This is a genomic window from Paenibacillus sp. NPDC058367, assembly GCF_042723305.1.
Lineage (GTDB): Bacteria > Bacillota > Bacilli > Paenibacillales > Paenibacillaceae > Paenibacillus_AQ.
Genome location: NZ_JBHXIZ010000007.1, coordinates 1 through 21,017, shown reverse-complemented (window position 1 = coordinate 21,017; position 21,017 = coordinate 1). Strand labels below are relative to the sequence as shown.

The window sequence follows — 21,017 nt, the reverse complement described above, 5'->3', positions numbered from 1 at the left end:
GATGAGAATTGGGACGGTACAGCTCCTTCGTGGAGAGGTATCGTCCTTTTTGCATTCTAGTTTTGCGAAGGGGAAATGTGGAAAGGATAGAGATAACTTAACGAATATAGGGGTATCTAAATGGGGAGCGTTAACAGAGAGCGGAGTCTGGATTCAATAATCGTATATTTTAGTGCAGCCTTAGTCATCGCAGCCGGAGTAGGAGCTTGTTTGCTGCGTGGATTTTTTTTTACAGAGGAGATGTACCTCTTTCTGACCCTATGGTTTGTGATGTGTTCTGCGGCTTTGCTTTATTTGTACATTGGAGTAGGCAAGTGGAGAAGTAGCGCAGGGGGAGCAAGTGGAGTACGTAGAGCTTTGAAAATAATGTTGACTGCACCTTTAATAGTTCTATCACTCTATCTGATTCATAGGCTAAGAGATCCTCTTTCGGCACAGGGAACAATGAATGAAATATTACGGTGGGGCTTGTATGCTAGCTTTGCATTTTTGGTTTGTTTTTGCGCGTTGAATCGGGTGGGGCGTCAGCTTATCATTGCTGCATGGTCTATTTTGGGCATATTCTTAAGCATAAGTGCTTTGCTGGCAGTGTGCGGGGTGGTAGAGTTACCTTTCGCTATAGCTTACAGCAATTCATCGGAAGTAAGCATTACAGGTGCCAGATTAGCAGGGGTGATGGAATATCCTAATGCCTTTGGTGCTGTGATGGCTGTTTTTCTACTGGAGCGGCTGTTTGCTGTCGCTGCTTATTATGAAAGACCTCAGAAGAGTGTGGATGGATGCGATAGATTGGAACGGCGAGAACCGCGCAGCACGGCCGCCGTGCTGCTGCGCTTGCTGCCGCTGTTCCCGTACGCCGCCGCGCTGCTCCTCAGCGAGTCGCGCGGCGCGTGGCTGACGGCGGCTTGCGCCTGCGCCGCCGTCTTGCTCTGGAAGCGGCTGCTCATCGCGCCGCTTCTTGCCGCTGGCGCCGCGCCCGTGGTCGCCGCGGCGCTGCTCTACCGCCAACTGGCCCGTGCCGGGTTGGCGGTAGAGCCTTTGCCCGGCCTGCTGTTGCTGGCCGGGCTTTGGGCCGGCGCGTTGCTAGCCGGCCTATGGCTGTGCCGCTGCCAGCGCAGCGCGGCGGGCATTGCCCGAGCCGCCATGCTGGCATTGGCGGCAGCAGGTTGGACGGCGGCGGGCACCGCCGTCCTCCTGCACGTGCGCGAGCGGATCACCGGACCGTCATCGACGGTATCCGCGCGTGGTCTGTTCTACCGCGACGCCTGGCGGCTGGCGGTAGAGGCACCTTGGCTGGGGCGCGGGGGCGAGACTTGGCGGAGTTCATACCTCGCCGCCCAATCTCGCCCTTATGTTGGCAGCCAAGTGCATAGCGGTTATCTCGACATCCTGTTGAACCTAGGATTTGTCGGCCTGGCAGCCATACTGCTTATGCTGCTAGCAGCAGGCTGGCTGCTGGCTCAGAGATCGCCGCGTCTGCTGCCGCCATTTTTGGTTATCGTTATGCATAGCGCAGTCGATTTTGACTGGAGCTACGGATTAATCTGGCTGCTGCTTTTTTGGCTGCCAGCACTTGCCCTGTCTGAATATGAGCAGAAACATCAATCTGCGAATACCCGCTTTACGTCCATAAGTTTGTTCACCACTCATTTCGCATCCGCGAACCTCAGCGCCCCTATCCCTGCATTCGCGAGCATGTCACCCCCATATTCCCGCCGACTATTCATCACTGTCGCCTGCTGCCTTTGTCTCATGCTATCTGTATTGTCCCTTCACGCCACACAAGGAGAGAGGTACTACCGGCAAGCAGTTCAGACGGTTGATCCCTCGGTGAAGGTAGATTTGCTAGAGCAATCACTAGCGTGGAATCCCCAGTCTCCTAAAACAGCTGTAGCATTATCCAGGCTGCTTACGGGTGAACAAAGCGTGAGTATACTCCAGCAGAGTTTGCAATATTCTCCGGAGAATGCAAGTTTAAACTGGGAAATGGCTAGACGATGGATGTACAGTGATGATCCGGGAGCTGCATTATATTGGATACGCCGAAGTATTAAGCTCGATAAATACAACTCTGTTAAGTGGGTCAAAGGGATTGAAGGCATGCTTATGATGGGCCGGAAGAAGTTAGCGGAAGGGAATCGAATGGAGGCCATAAGCTGTATTGCCTCAGGGAACGAGCTTCTGCGGGAGTATAGAGTGTTGGCAGAATACGAGGCAAGTAAAGGTGAGCAGCATAATGACCGGAAGTTCCAAATAACAGAACAAGCCGACGACCTGAGTCGACGGCTTAGTGTATTGGCTTCACGATTTTAACTGACGTGAAATGATCCAAGAGTACAGAACAGGAACGAGAATAACAAGTACAAGAGCCGTAATAATAAGGGTCTGAGACAAGGTGCCGCTCAAAAAGGCTCCCCCAAAAATAAGCAATCCGCCGATCATCCACATTCTTCCGGAGAGACGATGTGTTTTTCGCCACACCTCTGGGCTAGAGAGTGTCCATGCTGTGCGAACACCGAACAAATAATTATCTTTTACCTGTGGCATGTAGTTGCCGAGCGCAATAAACATCACTCCTAGGGCTCCTATAGCAATTTTACCCACATTAATCTCTTTACCCAGACCGTAAGCAACCGTGAGCACGAGCATGAGATTAAAAAGCACCCCAATAGCGAGTCTGCTCATAGCATAGGCATTTTCGAACTTCTTATAATTTTCCCGTTTAGGATCAATGCTACGTGTGAACTGCATGATCAGCGGAAGCACAATGCCCAGGATTCCGAACATAAAAATAGCTATATTTTTATCCCAATACCGGTTGACTTTACCTGTAATTCCCCACTGCGCGGGCAGCTCCTGTGGCAGCTTGCCATAATTGATTAAAGCATAAGCTTAATGATGCTAAACCTAATATTACAATCAGTGTATCTTGCCATCTCCATTTAGAATCCTTCATCTTCAATCATCCTCCTTCTCAGAATGCATATTCTGACGGCTTTGTTTTCCGTCCCGTGATTTGCTTTCCGTCTCCGATTGCTTTCCCGTACCTGTTAGCTCGAGCAACCAGCCAAGAACCTCTTCGAGAACCGTCGTATTTAATGAATACATAATGAATTGACCTTTTCGTTCATCCTGTACGAGATCAGCATGCTTCAGTGCATTCAGATGGTGAGAAATGCTTGGCTTTGACATGTTGAAAAAATCAGCAATTTCACCTGCGGTTCGGTCCTTTTCCCTTAGTAACCGAATGATTTGGCGACGGGTAGGATCAGCTAGTGCTTTGAAAGACTCATTCATATTCCACCCACCATTTCGATATTTAGGTAACTGTCTAAATATATAATAACCATTCTTATTCTTATCTGTCAATGCGTATTCTCCTGATTTTGATTAAGAAAGAAATTGTCACCGAATCTTTGGATTTACCGCCGTTTGCGGCTATGCCCTTGCTAATACTAACTGTGGGCAAGTATTCGATGAATGGTTCGAAACATAGAAGCAGAGGAGAGGATATATGATGCTGACGAATAAGGTTGCAGTTGTTACAGGTGCGGGTTCTGGGATTGGGGAAGCAATTGCTCTTCTTTTTGCCCAGCAAGGGGCTAAGGTTATTGCTGCGGACATCCATCTGGGGGATGTTGAAGCGGTGGCCAAGAAGGCAGAACAAGGTCATGGCAACGGGGTGGTGTATCCTGTAAAGGCAGACGTTTCGAAGGAAGAGGATACTCAGCGAATGATTGATGCCGCAAGTACACAATTTGGTGGACTTCATATTCTCGTTAATAATGCGGGGATCATGGATAAAATGACCCCGGTTCATGAAATCACAGACGACTTATGGGAGAACGTAATTGCAGTGAACGTCACCGGACCCATGAGAGCCATTCGTAAGGTCCTACCGATTTTCATGGCACAAGAAGGTGGATGTATCATCAATGTAGCATCGATCGGCGGCTTAGAGGGATCACGTGCAGGAGTGGCCTATACTGCCTCCAAGCACGCTGTCATCGGTATGACTAAAAATGTAGGGTATCAGTACTCGAAGCTTGGAATTCGCTGTAATGCTATAGCACCAGGTGGGGTAAAGACGAATATTGATTTGTCTAATCCGAGTACTTTTGGTAGTCAAAAGGCAGGAGATGGTATGGCGTCCATGCCGCGAACAGGGGAAAGCAGCGAGATCGCATCGATAGCTTTATTCCTGGCTTCAGAAGCTGCGAGCTTCGTGAATGGAACGGTAATAACGGCGGATGCCGGATGGACCGCTTATTAAATAGCTTTTACATTTTAGACAAACAGGTGTCCATTTCCATCTTCATTGCTGGAAGTGTACACCTTTTCTGGTTATACAGGTCGTTCTAATTCTTTTTAAGAGAGGGTCGATATAGGGTAATGGGCTCGCCGCTGTAAGTAGATGTGATAAGGTTGCTTGTGCTAGAATAGGCTAAGAGAAACTGGAAAATAGAGCAGAGCGGCAGAGCATATAAAAATATAAGAAAGTAAAAGTTTAGCATCTATACTTTATGTTCTTATATTTCTCGTTTAAACGCTAAGCGTCTTTATATAGACGCCAAAGATGTTTATGCTAGATACATAGCCATATTCTGCGGAAAAGGGAGGAGGAGTACGGTTGCATGTTATTTCTGATCTGATCTCAACATTGTTTGAATGGATTCAGAGTCTTGGTTATTTTGGGATTATGATCGGACTTATGATTGAAGTTATTCCGAGTGAAATTGTACTGGCTTTCGGTGGCTTTTTAGTATGGAGTGGAGATATTAATTTTTTTGGCGCCGTATTATTCGGTACGATCGGCGGAGTCATTGCACAGATTTTTGTATATTGGATTGGCCGTTATGGTGGCAGACCTGTTTTGGAGAAATACGGGAAATATATTTTCATTCAAAAGAAGCATATTGACCATTCGGAAGAGTGGTTCAATAAATACGGGACTGGCGTAATCTTTACAGCTCGTTTTATTCCGGTTGTTCGTCATGCCATTTCCGTTCCAGCTGGGATATCGAAAATGCCTTTAGGTAAGTTCACTTTGTTGACTACGCTTGCTGTTATTCCATGGAGTGCTCTGTTTGTATATCTGGGTATGACCTTGGGGAATAAATGGGAAGATATTGACAAAGTAGCAGCTAAGTATACCAACGAAATTATACTTGTAGCGATCGCTCTGATCATCATTTACTTTGTGTTTAAATGGTACAAATCCAAGAAAAAGGGGACTACAAAATGAAGCAGAATGTAGCTCAAAAGTTTGGAAAAGGCCTAACACCGCGCCAATTCGTAGAAAGTATGACGAAGAATCAACAGGCTTTTGAATCCTGGTATGAAAAGTTTAATTGGGAAGATGAGAGCGATAAGGAATATTTCGAAAGTCTGAACCATCGCGACGATTTGCGGGTACTTATCCTAGCAGCGGATTGGTGTGGAGACGTAGTACGCAATGTTCCTGCTGTATTCCGTATTCTGGAGACGGCGGGAATGAAGACAGAGGTATTTATTTTGGAAGAGAATCCGGAGCTTATGGATGATTTCTTGACCATGGGTGGCAGATCTGTCCCAGTCGTGATTTTTGCAGACACTGGAGGATATGTGCTCGGACATTGGGGTCCTAGACCAGAGCATGTGCAGCGTATAATGAGAGAGTTCAAACGTGAGAATCCTGACCGTGAGGCCGCTGATTACGACAGCAAAATCGCAGAAGCACGTAAGGCCATGGGGCAAGCCTATGGGGAAGGAACGGAATATCAGGCAGTTATCGCAAAAGAACTGCGTAGTCTGGTTTCCGGATTCTAGACCGATGTTAAATATACGTTCATTTAATCTGGGTCCGCTTCAAACGAATGCCTACTTACTGACAGGTGCGGATCCTGCGAAGGGTATCATCGTAGATCCTGGTATGAATCCTGCTGCATTAGTGCGGAGTATCGAAGGAATGGAAATCGAAGCTATTTTGTTAACACATGCACATTTTGATCATATGGGCGGTGTAGACGAAATTCGTAAAGCTAAGAAATGTCCTGTTTATTTACATCCACTTGAAAGTGAATGGCTAAGTAGCCCCAAGCTGAACGGTTCACTAATGTGGTCGGAGGTGTCACCTCCTCTAGCTACAGATCCTGCGGAATATGATCTGGCAGAAGGGCAAGTTCTGCAGTTCATTGGACACACCTTCCGTGTGTACCATACACCTGGTCACTCTCCAGGCAGTGTAAGTTTCCTTTGTGGAAATGATCTATTCTCCGGAGATGTACTCTTTAAAATGGGAGTTGGGCGCACAGATTTACCTGGTGGTAGGGAACGGGATCTGTTCGATTCTATTCGTGGCAAGCTATACAAAATGGATGACGAAGTGAAGGTTTATCCAGGACATGGTCCACGGACAACCATTGGATTTGAAAAGATTCGCAACCCTTATGTTCCTCAATAGACGTTGGTTCTAGTAGAACCGACAAAAACCGAGGAAGTTTTAATAGACAAAAGACTACAAAAGGACTAGAATGAGGTTAATTAAATGTAACATTAACCTCGCGAAGCACGCAGACTGCGGAATTAATCCCGGTTTGCGTTCTTTTTTTGTCTTCATATAGGCTTAAAAGCATGGAGGGAAGTAGAATGGAGAAGAATATATACTACCCGCTGGACTACGGTTGGTATGACTCCAAGGAGAAATGGAACCATTTTTGCAGCAGTAATTGCCGTTTTTTTTCGGAGTGTTCAGGAAAGGGTGGCTTTTGTTCATCCATAGAACGTAGAGACATACAATTTGAAGATAAGGAACTTCGTAAGGGCTTGCTTCAGGAGGCCTGTGGGGTTTACGGGGGAGTACCAGTGGTTTCAGGAGGCGAGCTCAGAAGAACGCCTCTTTTTTGGCATTTTCCGGCAAGGAAAGGGATAATTCAGCCCTGGCGGCGTAAGTTGTGGGATCTCAAAAAATAATTATGGAGTGGAATGAACGATTCATAATACATATTCGTACTACAAATAGAAACGAAATCTTGAATGGAGGGGCAGATGAGCGATCAGTCGCTGGAGAGAATCAGACGGGCACAGCAGGGAGATACTTCAGCACTGTCTTCACTGCTGCGAGAACACTATACTTTTTTATTCAAATATTTAATCAAGGTGACCATGGACCCGTTGCTGGCAGAGGATCTTGTACAGGACACCATGGTCAGATGTATGGAGAAGATCAACACCTATAACGGAACTTCTTCCTTTTCCTCTTGGTTAATCACAATTGCCACCAGAATATTTATTGATCGCAAGCGGCGCTGGAAGCGTGAAGCGGAATGGAAACAGCGGGAGCAACAGGAACAGGGGATCCGTTCGATTCGTTGGCGATTTGAGAGCAGGGGGGAAGAGTGGAGTGAAGTGCTGGATTCCCTCTCCAAATTACCTTCTGCGCAAAGAGTGGCTGTGCTACTGAAGCATTACTATGGCTATAGTTATGACGAAATTGGCGAAATCCTGCGAGTTCCTTCAGGTACAGTCAAGTCGCGTGTATCCCTTGGACTTAACCAACTACGAAAGGAGCTGAATGAGGATGGAGAAGGATAAAGATAAGGAGCCTGAGTTGTATTTGCATAAGCTTTCAGATGAGCTTGACCGGTTAGATGCACAATATAATGACATCACACCACCTTCATTACAGGAACTGGAGAGGTTAATGGTTGATGCCTCTGTGCATAGAAAGAGCATGGAACGTAAAGAGCTGCTGTTATTCTGGGGCATATCGTTGATCCTGATCAGCGTATTTCTATCCATTCTCGGTTCTGCACCGATGATCTATTGGATTATTCAAGCGATTATTCCTATTGCGGGACTCAGTGCTCTAGGAATAGCGAGGATCAGGAGGAACAGAGAAGGTGCGCAAGAATGAATGAGCTGCAGGATGTGCCTCTATGGTTTTGCATAGCGATAGCATTAATGCTGCAAGGGACATTGCTATTCAGGGACGCAAGACGACGCGGAAGAAAAGCCTGGTTCTGGGGTCTATGGGCTATAACTACAGTTCCTTCACCCGCTTTGGTCTATTTACTTGTTGTCATTCTACCGGAAAGACGTAGGAGAAAGAAGATGTGAAGGTCCAGGATATGAGCTCGTTCCTTTCATTACACAAAAGGAGTGGTACTTCATGGAAGATGTAAATTGGGGATTAATTATGCCGTTGATCATTTTGCAGGCTTTACTGGCTATTATCGGTTTGATTTCTTTAGCCAAAGCAGATAGAGTACGCGGTCCAAAATGGATGTGGATTATAATCATTATTTTCGGAAATATATTAGGCAGCGTAGCTTATTTCACGATAGGAAGGAAAGATGTCTAATGTCACTTCTTCAAGTTACGAATTTGCGCAAAAGCTATGGGGTGCATATTTCCGTACATGATATAAGCTTTGATATTGAAAAAGGGAGATGTGTTGCTTTACTAGGACCCAATGGTGCAGGCAAGACGACCACACTACGTATGCTGGCGGGTCTTCTAGAACCTACCTCTGGAATGATTTCGTTTGAGGGGAGCCGTCCTGGAGCAGAATATCGCAGAGGACTAGGATATGTACCGCAATCTCCAGCCTTTTACGGTTGGATGACTGGACAGGAATATGTTGTGTTTGCTGCAAAGCTTAGTGGAATGGGAGCTAAAGAAGCAACAAGCAGCGCTTTGGAATCGCTTATACGTGTAGGCCTCAAAGACGATGCACGCCGCAGGATTGGTGGATATTCCGGGGGGATGAAGCAGCGGTTGGGTCTCGCACAGGCACTTGTGCATCGCCCTCGACTGCTTTTACTGGATGAGCCCGTATCTGCACTTGATCCGATCGGCCGCAGGGAAGTGATGGAATTGCTACGAGAAATACGTGAAGAGACAACGGTAGTTTTCTCCACGCATGTGCTGCATGACGCGGAAGAGATTTGTGATGATATTATTTTAATGAATCATGGACGCATTGCTGAGCAGGGGTCTCTGTCGCAGCTTCGTTCACAATACAGCCTTCCTGTTATTCGTTTACGTACCGAGAAGCACAAAGAAGCCATTCAGTGGCTGGAATCTCTTGCCTCCAAGCCGTTTGTACTGGATTCGGAGTTGTTTGGAGATCATGCGGTATTTAATGTGCATGATGTAGAAAAGGCCCGCCAGACGATTTTGCAAGAAGCAGCGCAGCTCGAAATTCCATTGCTGCAATTTGAAGCAGGCTCTTCCACATTAGAGGATTTATTTATGAAGGTGGTGGGCGTATGAGCAGCACCTGGGTCCTTTATCGAAAAGAAATGCTCGAGATGGCTCGCAGTTATAAGCTAATCTGGATACCTGTCGTGTTCATCATTTTAGGCATTATGCAGCCTTTAACTATTTATTATTTGCCGGAAATATTAAAAGCCTCCGGGGATGTGCCCCCAGGTCTGCTGGAAGGGTATGAAATACCGCATGCCGCAGTTGTGATGGCGCAAGCACTGGGACAGTATGGAACAATTGGAATGCTGGTATTGGCGCTAGGCTCGATGAATACTTTAGCTGGAGAACGCTATAGCGGAACTATGGAGTTAATTCTAGTAAGACCTGTTTCTCCCGCAGCAATAGTGATCGCTAAATGGACAGCTCAACTGACCCTGCTTGTTGTTGCGCTTGGATTGGGTGCAGCGGGTGCAGCTTATTACACGGAGCAGCTAATTGGTTCAGTACCGTGGGGCGATGCTATCGCAGCTTCAGGAGTATATGGTTTGTGGTTATTATGTGTTGTCTCGGCTACGTTGTTGTTTAGTGCCTTTTTAAGACCGCCAGTAGCTGCTTTTTTAGCACTGGCGTTAATGGCTGGATTGTCATTAGGCTTAAGCTTATTGCCTACATGGTTTGACTGGACACCCGCAGGACTTTCCGGACTGTCAGCAGGAATTCTTACAGCTGGAGAGGGCTTTAGAGCAGGTCCATATCTTTCTGCAAGTGTATTGATCATAATTTGCCTTGTTGGGGCTGCGCTTTTGACAAGAAAGAACAACTTTCCCGATTGATTATTAAGCTGTACTGTATCGAATATAGTATATTTAAAAATATAAGAAAGTATAAGTTTCACACTATACATTTTCCTTCTATTTCTCGCATAAACGCATATCGTCCTTAGGGGACGCCGAAGGCGTTATTGCTTGGTAGAATTTTCAGGATCGTCTGGACTGCCGCTAGACAGTTCTATCTTTTTTTAGTAGACTGTTGAAACAAGCAAAATCATGATAGATTTTGGGGTCAGGAGGTAGGGCGATGCTGCGTTTAGGAGAAAAGATTGTCATTGTTGCGGACGCTTTTGAGCAGAGTCTTCCTATCGGGGAATACGGCTACCTAATTGCTTACGACCGCAATCCCGATAATGCGTTTGACTATGTTATACGTGTACCGGAAGCCAACAGGAACTTTTATGTTCCGGCTGAAGACATTGAGGCGGAAGAACATTTATTAGTAGCTGAGGCTGAAAGAGCAACGCATGAAGCGTTAATTGATTATGCTTTGTCCACGTACAATGAGAAGCTGTTCCATCATTTGATGAACGGTGAAGATATGGATACAGAAGAGACGGAAACAACGTCAACCGAAAGCATGTCCCAAGCAGATTTCATCAAACAAGTGAATCTTAGAGCTTGGATTTAAGGAAGGCCGGCGAAAGCCGGCTTTTTTGTTATAACCCCATCATTGAATTGTCCAAGCTTCTACAATATAATTAAAAACGTTATCCGGGCGCTTTAGCCCTTTAAACAGGAGGGATTTATCTTATGAGCATTACCGTTAAAGATGTGCAGCATGTGGCCAAGCTGGCTCGTCTGCAATTGAGCCCGGAAGAAGAGGCAACCTTTACAGAACAAATGAATGCTATTTTACAATATGCTGAGAAGTTGAATGAGCTAGATACGGAGAATGTGAAGCCGACCACGCATGTACTGCAGGTCAGTAATGTGATGCGTGATGATGTTGTGAAGGAAAGCCTAACGCAAGAGGAAGCACTTCTTAACGCGCCGGATGATGAAGACGGACATTTCAAGGTTCCAGCTGTTTTGGAATAACTACATAATTAGAAAGGGGGAAGAATCTTGAGCCTGTTTCAAAATCGATTGCCTGAAGTACATCGCATGTTAACTGCTAAAGAAGTATCGGTCAGTGAACTGACTGAAGAATCGCTGGCGATTATCGCTGAGCGGGATAAGAAAGTAAATGCATTTTTGACCTTGAACGAGGAGGGCGCTCGTAGCACCGCACGCGCTTTGGACGACAAACTGGCATCTGGAGCAGCACGTGGATTGCTGTTTGGTCTTCCTGCCGGAATTAAGGATAATATTGTAACTAAGGAACTACGCACGACCTGTGCCAGCCAATTTTTGAAAGATTTCCAGCCGATTTATAACGCTACTGTGGCTTCTAAACTGCAGCAGGCAGATGCTGTAACGATGGGTAAATTGAATATGGATGAATTCGCAATGGGTGGATCTAATGAGAATTCAAGCTTTGGTCCTGTACGCAATCCTTGGGATTTAGAGCGTGTGCCCGGCGGTTCCAGTGGCGGATCTGCTGCTGCAGTAGCTGCTGGCGAAGTATTCTTCTCACTAGGTTCCGATACTGGGGGTTCCATCCGCCAGCCTGCTTCCTATTGTGGTGTTGTAGGTCTCAAACCTACTTATGGTCTTGTATCACGTTATGGACTGGTAGCCTTTGCTTCCTCACTCGATCAGATTGGACCATTAACACGTAATGTAGAGGATTCTGCATATGTGCTTCAAGCGATTGCTGGTTATGATGCCCAGGACTCTACTTCAGCTAAAGTAGAAATTCCTGATTATTTGAGTTCTCTGACTGGTGATGTTTCCGGACTTCGCATTGCTGTACCTAAGGAATACTTAGGAGCAGGTGTCGATGCTTCTGTGCGTGAGACAGTCTTGTCCGCACTTAAGGTGCTGGAAGGAATGGGTGCTGTCTGGGAGGAAGTTTCATTACCACATACGGAATACGCAGTAGCAGCTTATTATTTGCTGTCCTCTTCGGAAGCTTCATCTAACCTCGCGCGTTTTGACGGTGTGCGTTATGGTGCACGTGTAGATGAAGGCGGAGGATTGCTTGATCTATATCTTAATTCCCGCAGTCGCGGCTTTGGCCCTGAGGTCAAACGTCGTATTATGTTGGGTACTTATGCACTCAGCTCCGGGTATTACGATGCATACTATTTAAAAGCACAAAAGGTGCGTACTTTGATTAAACAGGACTTTGATGACATCTTTAAAAAATATGATGTGGTCATCGGGCCAACAGCGCCTACGACAGCATTCAAATTAGGTTCACAGACGGAGGATCCGCTGACCATGTATCTGAACGATATTCTCACGATTCCTGTGAGCTTGGCAGGTATTCCTGCCGTTAGCGTTCCTTGTGGCTTTGCGGAAGGCATGCCAGTAGGTTTGCAAATTATCGGTAAAGAATTTGACGAGAGTACGATTCTGCGTGTTGCTCACGCGTTTGAACAAAATACTGATCATCACAAGCAGCGTCCACAGCTGTAGTAAAGGAGGGAATGGGATTACTTATGTCTAAATACGAAACGGTCATCGGCTTAGAGGTTCACGTAGAACTTCATACCAACTCCAAAATCTTTTGCGGATGCTCCACTGAATTTGGAGCCCCGCCTAACACGCATACCTGTCCTGTCTGCCTGGGTCACCCCGGCGTATTGCCAGTTCTTAACAAACAAGCGGTAGATTACGCTATGAAAGCAGCGATGGCGCTAAATTGTACCATTGGTGATGTTAGTAAATTCGACCGCAAGAACTATTTTTACCCGGATTCACCGAAAGCTTATCAGATTTCGCAGTTCGATCAACCTATCGGTTTGAACGGCTGGATCGACATTGAAGTGAATGGAGAAACGAAACGGATTGGTATTACTCGTCTTCATTTGGAAGAGGATGCGGGTAAGCTAACGCACGTAGATGGCGGTTTTGCGTCGCTCGTCGATTTCAACCGGGTGGGAACACCGCTTATCGAAATCGTATCTGAGCCAGACTTGCGCTCGCCAGAGGAAGCTCGTGCTTATCTGGAGAAAATCCGTGCCATTATGCAATACTGCGACGTATCCGATGTCAAGATGGAAGAGGGATCGATGCGCTGTGATGCGAACATCAGTCTACGTCCAGAAGGACAAGAGGAATTCGGCATTAGAGCAGAGCTTAAGAACATGAACTCCTTCCGCGGTGTGCTGCGTGGACTGGAGTATGAACAATATCGTCAGGCTGAGATCCTGGATGATGGTGGAGTAGTTGTACAAGAGACTCGCCGCTGGGATGAAGCCCAAGGGAAAACTTTATCTATGCGTGGAAAAGAAGAAGCGCACGATTATCGTTATTTCCCAGATCCAGATCTGATCGTGCTGCATATTGACGATGCCTGGAAAGAATCCATTCGTTCGACGATCCCGGAACTACCGGATGCAAGACAAGCTCGCTACAGTGAAGAACTGGGTCTTACAGCTTATGATGCTGGCGTGATCACTTCCTCTAAACCGCTAGCGGACTTTTTCGAAGGATGCCTTACTTATACGCAGGATGCCAAGGCTGTAGCTAACTGGATCATGGGTGAGTTGCTTGCTTATTTGAACAGTAATAACCTGGACTTGTCTCAGGTCAAAATTACACCGCAAGGGCTCGGGGAAATGATCGGCCTCATTGCAGGCGGAACCATCAGCAACAAGATCGCTAAAACGGTATTTAAAGAAATGCTAGAGAGCGGTAAATTGCCTGCTGCAATCGTTGAGGAAAAAGGTCTGGTACAAATCAGCGATGAAGGTGCCATTAAAGGAATTGTGGAAGCTGTCGTAGCTGCCAATCCACAATCAGTGGAAGATTATAAAGCAGGTAAACAGAAAGCCATCGGTTTCCTCGTAGGACAAGTTATGAAAGAAAGTAAAGGTAAGGCAAATCCAGGTCTTGCGAATAAACTTCTGATCGAGGTATTGAGCAATTAAAAAGATTATCGTCTTTAGTAGTCGATAACGTTGTTTATACTTGGGGTAATATACTTATGTAATAAGCTAAGGGCTTGTCGGCAACGGCAGGCCCTTAGCGGCATATAAGGGGACTAACAGGGATGAATACAATTATTAAGCTAAACCTCCAGGATGATAGTACCGTTAATGAACTATGGAGCCTCCAGCATAAGGCCTACCGGCTAGAAGCGGAGTTAATAGGGTTTCGTGAGATCCCGCCGCTTATGGAGACGAGAGAGATGCTCAGCCACTCTAAAGAGGATTTTTACGGCTGCTTTGATGAAGATGAAGAACTGATGGGTGCCATTGCTATAGAAGAAGAATCACCGGGCAAACTCACGATTACGCGGATGATGGTGGGACCGGACTTTTTCCGCAGAGGTATTGCAAGCAATCTCTTGGAATATGTATTTGAACATTTTCCAGGGATGGAGCAATACATCGTATCTACGGGTAAGCTAAACCTGCCTGCCGTTTCTTTGTACAGCAAGCATGGTTTTGTACCTATGGGATCGCAGGAAGTTGCTCCCGGTGTCGAATTGATTGATTTTTATCGGAGTGGTTCACTTTGAAGAAGCATATACACAGACCCATGTTTACGAAAGGAGGAGCCGAGATATGACAAATGATTCTGCAATGCTCTCAGCGCAGGAAGAGCAGCGGGGTTCAGCCGATCTTGAGACTACGGAGAGTGAGATTCAGAAGAAGATAATCCCTCCACGTCCAAAACGGCGCCGCCGCAAACGCAAATTTATCGCTGGACTATTGGCAGCTCTCATCCCAGGAACTGGGCACTTATACTTTGGGCTTCTCCGCAAAGGAATTACCTTTATCTTCTTGATACTATTGGATATCTCAGCTTTAATTTATTTCTCATCCATTGGAATGCAGATTAATGTTCCGTTGCTTATTTTACTTGCACTAATTATTCCGGCGATATATTTCTATAATGTGTATGATGTACTGCAATCAGCGGACAAGATTCTCCGTTACCCTGAAGATCAAGAGCTTGATGATTCTGTGGCAAAAATAACTTCACCTCCTAAGCGTCGTAGTATCGTCAGTGAACCTGGCGTATCCTTTGGATTTCTACTTCTTTTAGGGGGAGCGCTTCTCATTCTGTTTCGCCAAAAGCCAGCATGGCTGCAATTTTTTATTGAGCATTACTCCGAAGTGGCCGTGTCTGCAGTTTTATTATGTGGTGGTATATATGTAGGAGCGAGAGAAATTGTCAGAGGAATCGTTTCGCGCAAGAAAAATGAGTCTCATAACCGGCGTGTAGGAAGATATACGGCATCGGTCTTGCTTATTGCTATGGCCATCCCGTTGTTTCTGGATTGGAGAGACGGGTCGGATTATATGCTTTTACTCTTGAAGTGGTGGCCGGTCATCCCAGTGTTATGGGGGATTGAGTTTCTGTTCATGTATTTCTTCTCTGGTCGTTCAGGCTCTGTACAAAAGGGAACAAGAATCAGATTGGATTTACGCGGCCTTTTATCTGCTATATTGCTTGCTGCGAGTGTGTTTATCGTTGCCGAACAAGAACATTACTTATATCTGTGGAAAAATGTGAGTCTCAATCTTACTGCAGCTGCAGTCGACTATGGCGAGGCGAAGGGAAGTAAATTTCAGAAGGCTCCGCTTATTGTTCCAGTGAAGCTAAATACAGCCAAAATATCCGTTGATGGTATTAATGGGGATATTTTATTGCATCGGGCTCCCGTAGATAATATTCAAATTACTACTACAGTTTGGGTAGATCAATTGGAAGGTCCGATGGCTGAGGCCATTTCGGAACAGTCCTTTGTGGATGTTGTTGAAGGACCAACTATAAAAATCACTTCAAACAGCAAGGCGTACGGAGAATCAGGTAAGCGTCAGCCGCGAATGGATTTGGACATTTCTTTGCCGGAAGACCGCCGGTTTAATCTCGATGTTCGCACTATGAATGGTGGGATCACCCTGCAGAACATAGAAGCGATCGAAGATATTTCGCTGGAAACGGGGAATGGAGAACTTATTCTTCATCGTATCTTTGGTAATGTGAAGGGGAAAACATTGAATGGAGCTGTGCGTGCGAGATCCGTCCAGGGCAGTGTTGATTTATCAACGAGCGGTGGCAATATGAATGCTTGGAATGTCACAGGAGCCTTGAAATTATCAACGGCAGTTGGCAATATCGGTGCAACCGGGAATGAAGCCGAGATCGATATTTCTAGCAAAAATGGTAATTTAGAGATTGATGGAGCCAGATCAAAGCTGCATGCAGAATCCTTGAATGGCATCATTGATGTTCGTTCGCATGAAGTCGGAGGAGACTGGGACATTTATAGTGCAGTTGGCGATATTCAATTGTATTTGCCGCAGTTAGGGAACTATAAGTTGAATGGCTCAAGTGGATATGGCGATATTATTTCAGATTTACCTACCTTAACCATTGATAAGAAGAAGATATCTGGTGAAGTGGGCACAGGTGAGTTCAAGATTCAGGTTGAGGGAAACAGCAACTTAAATGTGAGAGGTTATTGAAAAAAGTAATTTTTCTTATATAATAATGAATATAATGTATCGACTTCGTTGACAAGATTGAAAACCCAGTCTTACAATTATAAGAAATATTTCTTTTATTTTTAAATTTAAAAGGCGGTGACAGTCATGGGGAGTGGCGTACAACATGCATTGGAACAATTAAAAACAACAGGTGTCCGTATAACGCCCCAGCGTCATGCGATTCTTACGTATTTGATGGAAGCAATGAATCATCCTACAGCTGACGATATATATCGGGCATTAGAGCCTAAATTTCCGAGCATGAGCGTGGCAACCGTATATAATAATCTCAAGATGTTTATGGAAGCTGGCATGGTTCGTGAGTTGACCTATGGGGATAGCTCCAGCCGTTTTGATGCCAATGTGTCTGATCATTATCATGTTATATGTCAGAAATGCGGTAAGATTGAGGATTTCAGTTATCCTTCGCTTAGGGATGTAGAGCTGCATGCTGAGCAAGCTACAGGCTTTAAGATTACAGGATTGCGTATGGAGCTGCATGGATTTTGCAAAAGTTGTAGAGAGAAGCAGCATTAAGACTAGAATAGAACGGTATCAAGGCGATCTACCAAGTTATCACTAAACGTGCGAAATCCGAAAGCGGAGGACTCACGTTTTTATTTTTTTACAAATATAAGAACGACAACGTCATTTCTTCTTGAATATAACAATTTGTAGGATAAATGACTATTTTCTACTGGTTATACGAAACCAAGTGGATGTTATAATCGTAATGTTAGACTCTATTAAAAATCATATTATTATCTGGAGGATATATTTTGGACAGAAGACTGGGACAGAGGCGCGTCAAAAAGCGCGGAGGTTTTTTTAGGCGGTTATTTGGACTGTTAATCATTGTAGCAGCAGCATATTGGGTAGTGTTTTATGTATTGCCAAATCGTCAGCACATAGATGTAGATTGGAAAGCTCAAGCGCATCCCATCTTTGTAAAAGGAGAGCATACAGGTTATTCTGCCTCGGGGACTGGGGATAGCATGCTATTACCATTACCATTGTTGCAAGAGTATGTGGATCCTTCCATTCGTTATGAAGAGAAGACGAAATCGGTCATCTTATCAACGGATAGTGAACTTCTTTACATGCAGGAGGATAAGACTGATGCTAGTCTGAACAATCGTCCGCTGCAACTGCGGTTAGCACCTGAAGTAAAGGAGAAAGTGACCTACCTTCCTGCGGATGTATTAGAAGATCTATATGGGTTTGAAATACAGGAGGATACAAATACCGGAGCAATACTGCTAATGACGGCAGGAGAGTCTGTCTCGCTAGGAAAAGTTAAAGGTGAAAAAGGCGACAAGTCAGTAGCTCTACGAAATGAGGCATCCATCCACGCACCTATAGTTGCGGATATGTCTCCTGGGGCAGTCGTGAATATTTGGAATGAAGAAAATAAGGACTGGCTGTTTGTACAATTAAGCAGCGGTTATGCAGGTTATGCCAAGGCAAGTGACATTGTTCGGGATGGTCAAAAGACAGTGGAACCGAAAAAATCCACGCCAACACGCGCTGAACGTAACTGGAAAGGGAAGTCAGTGAATTTGTATTGGGAGGCTGTTTACCAACGCAAACCTAACCCAGAAACCTTCGGTGAGCTACCAGGCGTTAACGTGGCTAGCCCAACCTGGTTTAGTATTATAGATGGCGATGGCAATGTGCGCAGTCAGGCCGACAGTGCGTATGTGCAGTGGGCGCATGGGCGCGGGTTAGAGGTATGGGGGTTGCTTAGCAATAGCTTCGATCCAGACATGACTACTGAGGCATTGTCCAGCTATGAGAAACGGATGAATGCAATCGTACAGATCTTAGAATATTCGGATTTATACAATTTGGATGGAATTAATATCGATTTTGAGAATGTGTATACGAAAGACGGAGAGAATGTCACTCAATTTATGAGAGAGCTAAAACCGATGGCTCAGGCTAAGAATCTAATCGTCTCCATAGACGTGACACCTAAATCCAATAGCGAGATGTGGTCAGCATTCCTTGATCGTAAGGCTCTTGGGACATTAGTCGATTATCTAATCGTGATGGCTTATGATGAACATTGGGCAGCTAGCCCTATCGCGGGCTCTGTTGCCTCCTTACCTTGGGTAGAGAATTCAATAAGCCGGATCATAGAGGAAGACAATGTGCCGCCTGAGAAGGTGATTTTGGGGATCCCATTGTACACCCGCATCTGGACTGAGGCTCAAGTAGATGGCAAGACAAAGGTAAGCTCCAAATCCGTTAGTATGAATGCCGTTGAAAAAATTATCAAAGAGAAGAAGCTAACTCCTACATTTGATAAGGCTGCTGGGCAGAATTACGTAGAGTACAAGGAAGATGGCGCTCTTAAGAAAATATGGATAGAAGATAAGGTTAGCTTAAAATCAAGAGTTGAGCTTGCTAAGTCCATGGGGCTTGGAGGCATCGGATCATGGAATCGCAGTTTTAGCAATCCATCAGCATGGGAAGCATTACAAGAGATTCATAAGTAATCATAATTTCATTTATAACAAACAAAGAGGCTCCCATATCGGGGGCCTCTTTGTTGTATTAGCAAATATTTGAGTGCATTTTAACTAGTTAGTAATGAGCCTCTGTAAGGTGTGTTTAGTGGTTTAGTTGCTGATGCTCAAGCTGATCTGCAGTAATAGTAGCCTCAGCCCGATCCATAGTAAGAATGGTGTGGCAGAACATACAGCGGTCTGTTTTACCGAGCATCTTGGTCAGCTTGTGACACTCAGGGCACTCTAGCTGAACTGCACTCGTTGAGAGCATGCCAGCCCAGAAATAGATCGCAAGACTTGCCATCATGGAAATTAAACCGATTACAAGTCCGATTCCAGCGAATACTTTCCCAGTCGATCCCCAGAATACGATGCCTGCTGTACCCAAAACCATAAGTCCCATTCCGAGCATTGTGAGCAGTAATCCCCATGTGCGAAAAGCGTTGATCTTAGCCGTTTTAAACTTCATGAGTGTTTGCTCCTAACTAAATATAGTTGGGTTGTCCAGAAGGAACTGTCTTTCATATGTAGAATAATAATTATAACTGAATTATAACTGACTGGACGCAAATTCGCCAAATTTAATGGAGGGAAGCATGGAATTATCCAATGTAACTTTGTTGAGTGGAGAAACGTTTGAAGAAAATGTTTTAGGAGCTGTCGCTTTGCGGCAGAAAGGGAGTACTCCTTTTCAAAGCGCGCTACTTCACGATTTTGATATGGTTGTGTTAGTTTTACATGAGGAACAGGATTTAGAACATATTGTTCGCCACACCATTGCCGGTGACACACGGACCCAGTCAGTCCATATTGGCCTTTCCGCTTTGGAGCGGGCTGTCATGGCGGGAGATAATAACGAGCTCCTTACTAGTTTGATGATTGGGGAAGTGATCTGGGATCCCAAAGGAATACTAGGGGATATGCGCCGGGAGATTTTACAATTTGAAGGGCCTCTTAAGGAACGAGTTGAGTTCATGGAGTTTGCACGATTCTTACATTTGTATGTGAAATCTAAACGGTATATAGAAGCTGGCTACATTATGGATGCATATAACTGTGTATTGATGGCTCTATATCATTGGGCAAGAATAGAAGTGAGTGAATCTGGTTCATTTCCAGAGCCGGCTGTTTGGGAGCAGGTTAAAAGTATGAACACTTCGGTCCATAAACTATATGAGGAACTAACCATCAGCACGGAGACCTTAGAGCAAAGAGTAGAGCTTGTTCTTCTAGCATGTGAATTTGGGATCATGTCCAAAATGACGGATTGTTGTGCATTGCTTTTCAATATTCTGAATAGCCGTAAGGAAGCGTGGAGTATAAAAGAATTACTACAGCATTCTGGCCTGTGTCAGTTAGAGGCTGAGTTGCCCCTAGTTTTACGAAAGCTTGTTTCTCGTTCGCTAATCCGTGAGATTACTTTATGGGCTGACGGTCATGGGGGAGAGGGTCATGCGATCCGATATACCTTATAGATAAGAAATTAGATGCAGGATTTGCCGGTAATCTATAGATAAAATAAGTAGGGATAGGGAGAGGCTGAGCACTCTCTTTTTTGTTTGCTCGCTATTATGATGCGCTCATATTTATTCTAATAAATTTATGGTTGACTCTTTCCTAGTTCATGTGTTAAATTATAACTCGTCCCTCTGACACAGAGATGTGCTTTCGAAAACATTCGAAAGACAACCGAAAAAAGAAATTAAAAAAAAGGTTGACTAAAACGAGGACGCTGTGATATATTATAAAGGTCGCTGCTGAACAACGCGACGACGAAATAAACAGCTTGATCTTTGAAAACTGAACAACGAGTGAGTAGGAAATCACGAAAGTGATATCCAAAATTAGAGAATTAATTTTCTCGTCAGATGTTTCAAAATGAGCATATCGCTCTTTTCAATACTAATTGGAGAGTTTGATCCTGGCTCAGG

25 protein-coding genes are annotated in these 21,017 nt (G+C 45.1%); 21 read left to right on the top strand and 4 right to left on the bottom strand.

Annotated elements, in window-relative coordinates:
* Positions 1 to 120: 120 nt before the first annotated feature.
* A complete protein-coding gene (locus ACFWMP_RS27075; RefSeq protein WP_379425336.1) occupies positions 121 to 2,313 on the top strand; it encodes an O-antigen ligase family protein in 2,193 nt (730 codons plus the stop codon).
* Here the strand turns inward: ACFWMP_RS27075 and ACFWMP_RS27070 are convergent.
* Genes ACFWMP_RS27070 through ACFWMP_RS27060 form a run of 3 tightly spaced genes read right to left on the bottom strand, consistent with a single transcriptional unit; the run spans position 2,302 to position 3,297 of the window.
* Positions 2,302 to 2,835 carry an SdpI family protein gene (locus tag ACFWMP_RS27070; protein ID WP_379425505.1) on the bottom strand — a complete coding sequence of 178 codons (534 nt, stop codon included), beginning with the start codon at positions 2,833 to 2,835 and terminating at the stop codon, positions 2,302 to 2,304. The genes ACFWMP_RS27075 and ACFWMP_RS27070 overlap by 12 nt on opposite strands.
* Positions 2,825 to 2,956 (bottom strand): hypothetical protein, encoded by a 132-nt coding sequence (locus ACFWMP_RS27065; RefSeq protein WP_379425334.1) that lies wholly within the window; start codon positions 2,954 to 2,956, stop codon positions 2,825 to 2,827. Before ACFWMP_RS27065 ends, ACFWMP_RS27070 begins: the two co-directional genes overlap by 11 nt.
* Before the next feature lie 2 nt (positions 2,957 to 2,958).
* On the bottom strand, positions 2,959 to 3,297 hold the full coding sequence (locus ACFWMP_RS27060; protein ID WP_042194532.1) for an autorepressor SdpR family transcription factor: 339 nt from the start codon (positions 3,295 to 3,297) through the stop codon (positions 2,959 to 2,961).
* A gap of 217 nt (positions 3,298 to 3,514) precedes the next feature.
* Between ACFWMP_RS27060 and ACFWMP_RS27055 the strand changes: the two genes are divergently transcribed.
* The 19 genes from ACFWMP_RS27055 (at position 3,515) to ACFWMP_RS26965 (ending at position 19,074) form a co-directional block, all read left to right on the top strand.
* Positions 3,515 to 4,273 carry a glucose 1-dehydrogenase gene (locus ACFWMP_RS27055; RefSeq protein WP_379425332.1) on the top strand — a complete coding sequence of 253 codons (759 nt, stop codon included), beginning with the start codon at positions 3,515 to 3,517 and terminating at the stop codon, positions 4,271 to 4,273.
* A 357-nt stretch (positions 4,274 to 4,630) separates the two neighbouring features.
* Positions 4,631 to 5,245, top strand: a complete 615-nt coding sequence (gene uptA, locus ACFWMP_RS27050) for an undecaprenyl phosphate transporter UptA (RefSeq protein ID WP_042191826.1) — start codon at positions 4,631 to 4,633, stop codon at positions 5,243 to 5,245.
* Positions 5,242 to 5,808: a thioredoxin family protein gene (locus ACFWMP_RS27045; RefSeq protein WP_076285468.1), complete on the top strand. Its 567-nt coding sequence runs from the start codon at positions 5,242 to 5,244 to the stop codon at positions 5,806 to 5,808. Before uptA ends, ACFWMP_RS27045 begins: the two co-directional genes overlap by 4 nt.
* 4 nt (positions 5,809 to 5,812) lie before the next feature.
* Entirely contained in the window at positions 5,813 to 6,442 is a 630-nt protein-coding gene (locus ACFWMP_RS27040; protein WP_042191821.1) for an MBL fold metallo-hydrolase, read from the top strand.
* A 185-nt stretch (positions 6,443 to 6,627) separates the two neighbouring features.
* On the top strand, positions 6,628 to 6,951 hold the full coding sequence (locus ACFWMP_RS27035) for a hypothetical protein (RefSeq protein WP_042191819.1): 324 nt from the start codon (positions 6,628 to 6,630) through the stop codon (positions 6,949 to 6,951).
* A 75-nt stretch (positions 6,952 to 7,026) separates the two neighbouring features.
* Complete coding sequence (gene sigY, locus ACFWMP_RS27030) at positions 7,027 to 7,572, top strand: RNA polymerase sigma factor SigY (RefSeq protein WP_042191818.1); 546 nt, start codon at positions 7,027 to 7,029, stop codon at positions 7,570 to 7,572.
* Positions 7,559 to 7,894 carry a YxlC family protein gene (locus ACFWMP_RS27025; RefSeq protein WP_042191817.1) on the top strand — a complete coding sequence of 112 codons (336 nt, stop codon included), beginning with the start codon at positions 7,559 to 7,561 and terminating at the stop codon, positions 7,892 to 7,894. Before sigY ends, ACFWMP_RS27025 begins: the two co-directional genes overlap by 14 nt.
* Positions 7,891 to 8,097, top strand: a complete 207-nt coding sequence (locus tag ACFWMP_RS27020; RefSeq protein ID WP_379425328.1) for a hypothetical protein — start codon at positions 7,891 to 7,893, stop codon at positions 8,095 to 8,097. The genes ACFWMP_RS27025 and ACFWMP_RS27020 overlap by 4 nt, the downstream gene beginning before the upstream one ends.
* Before the next feature lie 52 nt (positions 8,098 to 8,149).
* A complete protein-coding gene (locus ACFWMP_RS27015; RefSeq protein WP_042191814.1) occupies positions 8,150 to 8,341 on the top strand; it encodes a PLDc N-terminal domain-containing protein in 192 nt (63 codons plus the stop codon).
* Positions 8,341 to 9,255, top strand: a complete 915-nt coding sequence (locus ACFWMP_RS27010) for an ABC transporter ATP-binding protein (RefSeq protein ID WP_379425326.1) — start codon at positions 8,341 to 8,343, stop codon at positions 9,253 to 9,255. Before ACFWMP_RS27015 ends, ACFWMP_RS27010 begins: the two co-directional genes overlap by 1 nt.
* Complete coding sequence (locus ACFWMP_RS27005; protein WP_076285466.1) at positions 9,252 to 10,022, top strand: ABC transporter permease subunit; 771 nt, start codon at positions 9,252 to 9,254, stop codon at positions 10,020 to 10,022. The genes ACFWMP_RS27010 and ACFWMP_RS27005 overlap by 4 nt, the downstream gene beginning before the upstream one ends.
* 244 nt (positions 10,023 to 10,266) lie before the next feature.
* Positions 10,267 to 10,650: a hypothetical protein gene (locus tag ACFWMP_RS27000; RefSeq protein ID WP_042131017.1), complete on the top strand. Its 384-nt coding sequence runs from the start codon at positions 10,267 to 10,269 to the stop codon at positions 10,648 to 10,650.
* A gap of 122 nt (positions 10,651 to 10,772) precedes the next feature.
* The gene (gene gatC / locus ACFWMP_RS26995; RefSeq protein WP_042131015.1) at positions 10,773 to 11,060 is read left to right on the top strand and encodes an Asp-tRNA(Asn)/Glu-tRNA(Gln) amidotransferase subunit GatC; all 288 of its coding nucleotides are present in this window, start codon (positions 10,773 to 10,775) and stop codon (positions 11,058 to 11,060) included.
* Between the two features lie 27 nt (positions 11,061 to 11,087).
* On the top strand, positions 11,088 to 12,545 hold the full coding sequence (gene gatA / locus ACFWMP_RS26990) for an Asp-tRNA(Asn)/Glu-tRNA(Gln) amidotransferase subunit GatA (protein ID WP_379425322.1): 1,458 nt from the start codon (positions 11,088 to 11,090) through the stop codon (positions 12,543 to 12,545).
* Between the two features lie 11 nt (positions 12,546 to 12,556).
* Positions 12,557 to 14,002, top strand: coding sequence for an Asp-tRNA(Asn)/Glu-tRNA(Gln) amidotransferase subunit GatB (gene gatB / locus ACFWMP_RS26985; protein ID WP_042191804.1), 1,446 nt, complete (start codon positions 12,557 to 12,559; stop codon positions 14,000 to 14,002).
* Positions 14,003 to 14,124: 122 nt separating this feature from the next.
* Positions 14,125 to 14,595, top strand: coding sequence for a GNAT family N-acetyltransferase (locus ACFWMP_RS26980; protein ID WP_076285464.1), 471 nt, complete (start codon positions 14,125 to 14,127; stop codon positions 14,593 to 14,595).
* A 46-nt stretch (positions 14,596 to 14,641) separates the two neighbouring features.
* Positions 14,642 to 16,552 (top strand): DUF4097 family beta strand repeat-containing protein, encoded by a 1,911-nt coding sequence (locus ACFWMP_RS26975; RefSeq protein WP_256721707.1) that lies wholly within the window; start codon positions 14,642 to 14,644, stop codon positions 16,550 to 16,552.
* Positions 16,553 to 16,678: 126 nt separating this feature from the next.
* Positions 16,679 to 17,110 (top strand): Fur family transcriptional regulator, encoded by a 432-nt coding sequence (locus tag ACFWMP_RS26970; RefSeq protein ID WP_042191799.1) that lies wholly within the window; start codon positions 16,679 to 16,681, stop codon positions 17,108 to 17,110.
* A gap of 242 nt (positions 17,111 to 17,352) precedes the next feature.
* Positions 17,353 to 19,074 (top strand): glycosyl hydrolase family 18 protein, encoded by a 1,722-nt coding sequence (locus tag ACFWMP_RS26965; protein WP_339243490.1) that lies wholly within the window; start codon positions 17,353 to 17,355, stop codon positions 19,072 to 19,074.
* A gap of 115 nt (positions 19,075 to 19,189) precedes the next feature.
* Here the strand turns inward: ACFWMP_RS26965 and ACFWMP_RS26960 are convergent, their stop codons facing one another.
* Positions 19,190 to 19,555 (bottom strand): DUF2614 family zinc ribbon-containing protein, encoded by a 366-nt coding sequence (locus ACFWMP_RS26960; protein ID WP_076285462.1) that lies wholly within the window; start codon positions 19,553 to 19,555, stop codon positions 19,190 to 19,192.
* A gap of 127 nt (positions 19,556 to 19,682) precedes the next feature.
* Here ACFWMP_RS26960 and ACFWMP_RS26955 point away from each other — a divergent pair, with 127 nt between their 5' ends.
* Entirely contained in the window at positions 19,683 to 20,561 is an 879-nt protein-coding gene (locus tag ACFWMP_RS26955; RefSeq protein ID WP_042191792.1) for a nucleotidyltransferase-like protein, read from the top strand.
* Positions 20,562 to 21,017 lie beyond the last annotated feature (456 nt).